The organism is Bacillus sp. S4, assembly GCF_040838205.1.
Classification (GTDB): Bacteria; Bacillota; Bacilli; order Bacillales; family Bacillaceae_G; genus Bacillus_A; species Bacillus_A cereus_U.
The window spans coordinates 1-3694 of sequence record NZ_JBFPJI010000314.1 but is presented as its reverse complement, the minus strand read 5'-3'; the positions used below and the strand labels follow the sequence as shown (position 1 = coordinate 3694).

Sequence of the window (3694 nt, the reverse complement as noted above, 5' to 3'; positions counted from 1 at the left end):
TATGTATTCTGTGTGAGGTTAATTAAAAATATTATACGTTTATTGTAAATGATCCCCTTGAAATCTATTGTAAGGACTTCATTACATTGTGTCCATTTAACTGTCATAAAAACAAAAAGAGCCTTCGTTATATAACGAAGGCTCTTTTTGTTTTTTTTCCTTTTATTCATACACAGTCCTCATAGTTGTAGATGTATAAAAGGAAAAAAGTAATTTGGGGCGTAATCTATCTATATGATAATTCAAAATGAAATATAAGTCTATATTTTCATTGTTTTTTTGATTATATTTATGTCACTGAGCTCAGAAGAATATATGTATGTGGAGGGAAAATATATGAAATCGAAACATGTACCAGTTTTAATTGTTGGAGGGGGATTATCAGGATTATCGTCTGCGTTATTTCTTGGAAAACAGAACATTGAGTACTTACTTATTGAAAGGCATCCGTCTACTGCGATTCATCCGAAAGCAGGCGGGATTACTTTTCGTACGATGGAATTATTTCGAGAATTAGGTCTAGAAAAAGGAATTAGATTAGCTGGTAAAGCATTAGAGAATTGTCACGGGAGAATTGCGGTTCAAACAATAGCTGAGGTAAAGAATGAAGAGTTGGAACAAATAAGGGCGACTCAGTATGAAAATAACGAAAAGTTAGTTCGTAAAGTGGAAGAGATTAGCCCATCAAAACAAACTGCTTGTTATCAAATTACGTTAGAAGAGATGATGTTACAATACGCGCAAAAGTTAGGCGGAAATCTATCTTTTAATCATGAACTGATTTCTTATGAGCAAAATGAGAACGGAGTAATAGCAACTATTCGAAATCGTGAAACGAAGGAAGAGTGTCTTATTTATTGTGATTATGTAATCGCAGCAGATGGAGCGAAAAGTAAAATACGGGAACAGCTAGGTATTCTAACCGAGGGCCGTGGTACAATCGGTGGTTATTATATGAACATATATTTTGAAGCGGATTTGAGTGAATTTATTAAAGGAGGCGCATTCGGTTTTACTATGATACTACATCCAGAAGTAATTGGTGCGCTTATTCCAGTCGATAACGAAAGTAAATGGATTTATCATGTAGCTTATGATCCAGTAAAAGGGGAGCGACCAGAGGATTTCTCTATAGAACGCTGTAAACAAATTATTCAAACTGCAATTGGAAGTACGGATATTAAGCCAGAAATATTAAGTGTTTTGCCGTGGGAAGCGAGTGAAAGTACAGCGGTGAAATTTCAGGAAAATCGTATCTTTTTAGTTGGTGACTCAGCACATATTATGCCGCCAACAGGAGGATTCGGTTCAAATACAGGGATACAAGATGCACATAATTTAGCTTGGAAATTAGCGGCTGTTATAAAAGGGAAAGCAAATCCCAAATTATTAGAAACGTATCATGAAGAGAGATATCCGGCTGCGAAATTAACGACGGACTTTGCGAGTAGCATGTTATTTCGTGCAGCGAATAGAGAGGAAGGTAATTTGAATAATATGGATAGTTTAGCTGTTACTGTTGGCTATCAGTATTGTTCAGAAGCAATTATAGATGAATATAACACCCCGCATAGAATGGATATAGTGGATTTGAACGGACGACCGGGAACGCGTGCGCCACATTTTTGGGGAACTTATGAAGGGAATGAAGTTTCTATACTTGATCTATTTGGTAGCAATTTTGTATTACTTACTGGGGCAGGGCATAGTGCTTGGACTGAAGCAGTACATGTTGTTTCATCCCGATTAGGAGTAAAGGTGAAAGTTTATCAGGTTGGTTTAACTGGTGACTTCATCGATCAAGGTAACTCTTTTAGAAAATTATACGGGATAGAAAATGGAGGAGCGGTAGTAATAAGGCCAGATGGATTTATAGGATGGCGTACGGAAAACGAGGTCTTAAAGCCGAACGTATTACTTGAAGACGTAATGAAGCATTTATTGTGTAATTAAATAAGAAGCACTGCTTGTATCTCAGCGGTAAGTTTATATAAAAGTAAAAGAATATTAAAAATGTAAATTTTTTATGAAGAAAATATAAAGAAATGTCGTATGAGTGACATTTCTTTTGAATATGCTGTATAATCAAAATGTAAATGAGATTCGCTTTCAATTACGTTCATTTCCTCTTTTGAAGTTACCTGTAATTTTAGCCATAATAAGTTGTTTTTCTTTTTCATTATTTGCCCGAGTTATTTTGTTTAAAAACTTTTCAACGTCATTTCCTTTTAAAATCATAATCTGTTTTCCGTAATATTCAATTGTAACTATGTTATTTTTTGTTACCCGATAATGAAACATCATATCGTCTAAACGATTGCGTTTATCGGTCTTTTTCAAATTAACACCTCCATTCTGGCTAATGTGTAACGAATGTTACATAAGAAATTGAAATTCAGGTTGGATGCATCCGATTGTAAGGTGGAAATTTTACAAAAAAGAAATACAATAGAGAGTAGTCAAAATTTGAGTGTGAGAAAAAGGAATCTAGTGTAATATGATGAATGATAGATAGATTATAAAATGTTTGAAAATTAAAAGATATAGAATAGAATGGAAAAGTATAAAGTGAGATTAGATAAAAGAGGGTTCCTATATGTTTAAGAAATGGTTAATTGTTTTTTTTATTTTTGCTATTTTTTGTGGGAGTGTCGCTGCACTAATATATGCAAATAAAGATAAGAAATATAATTTGAGGGCATTTTCAGATTCTAAGAATAAGGTTGAAAATGATAAACCAAAAGTTGATGTAAATCAACAAAAACGTTATGAGGTTGCAGCAGCGAAACTAGATCAGTATTTAAAAGATAAAGGGTTTAACGGAACGGTTCTCGTGGCGGATAAAGATAATGTGGTTTTACGAAAAGGATACGGGTATGCGAATGTAAAAGATAAAATTTTAACAACGCCAAGAACAAAATATCGCATCGGTTCCATAACAAAAACAGTAGTTGCAATATCTATATTACAGCTAAAAGAAAAAGGGAAATTAAGTATAGAAGATAATGTGAATAAATATATTCCGTCGTTTCCGGCAGATAAAAATATTACGTTAAGAAATTTGTTAACACATACTTCCGGATTGCCAGAGCAGGGACAAGGTAGAGTTGATGCGGCATCACGTTTAAAGTTAGTAACATGGATTGGATCTCAAAAACTTGAATTTCCTGCAGGAACGGGATGGAGATATACAGATTATAATTATATGGTGCTTGCATATATTGTAGAAAAGATAACAAATGAACCACTTGCTGACTATGTGAAAGAAAACATTTTTACTACTGTTGGAATGCATGAATCTGGGATGGGTGCCACTTTCCCAGGAGATATGTTTTTAGCAGAAGGATATACGAAAAAAGATAATGAGTTAATAGCTACGCCTCGTTTAAGAATGAGTTGGCTATATGGTTGTGGTGAAATGTATACAACTGTTGAAGATATGAAAAGGTTAGATGAGGCAATTATAGATGGTAAATTGCTTTCTAAACAAAGTTTATCAGATATGTTTACTGTATCGCCCGCTAGAAAGTATGGATTTAGTTTCTACATTAATGCAGATTATAATCATAATCATGGAGTATTAGCTGGATGGAACACATTTAATAATTTTAATGGAGATAAACGAATTTTTGTAATTCTTTTCTCTAACGTACAAAATGGAATGAACGATACATTTAATCAAGAGTTTAGAAAG

Annotated in this window: 3 protein-coding genes; 2 read left to right on the top strand and 1 reads right to left on the bottom strand. The window is 33.7% G+C overall.

Features of this window, described 5'->3' with window-relative positions:
* Positions 1 to 336 precede the first annotated feature (336 nt).
* Entirely contained in the window at positions 337 to 1953 is a 1617-nt protein-coding gene (locus AB3X48_RS19170) for an FAD-dependent oxidoreductase (protein ID WP_016105598.1), read from the top strand.
* A gap of 156 nt (positions 1954 to 2109) precedes the next feature.
* Here the strand turns inward: AB3X48_RS19170 and AB3X48_RS19165 are convergent, their stop codons facing one another.
* Complete coding sequence (locus tag AB3X48_RS19165) at positions 2110 to 2340, bottom strand: hypothetical protein (protein ID WP_016105597.1); 231 nt, start codon at positions 2338 to 2340, stop codon at positions 2110 to 2112.
* A gap of 256 nt (positions 2341 to 2596) precedes the next feature.
* Between AB3X48_RS19165 and AB3X48_RS19160 the strand changes: the two genes are divergently transcribed.
* Positions 2597 to 3694: serine hydrolase domain-containing protein (locus AB3X48_RS19160; protein WP_367959817.1), on the top strand; the 1098-nt coding region annotated here is incomplete at its 3' end.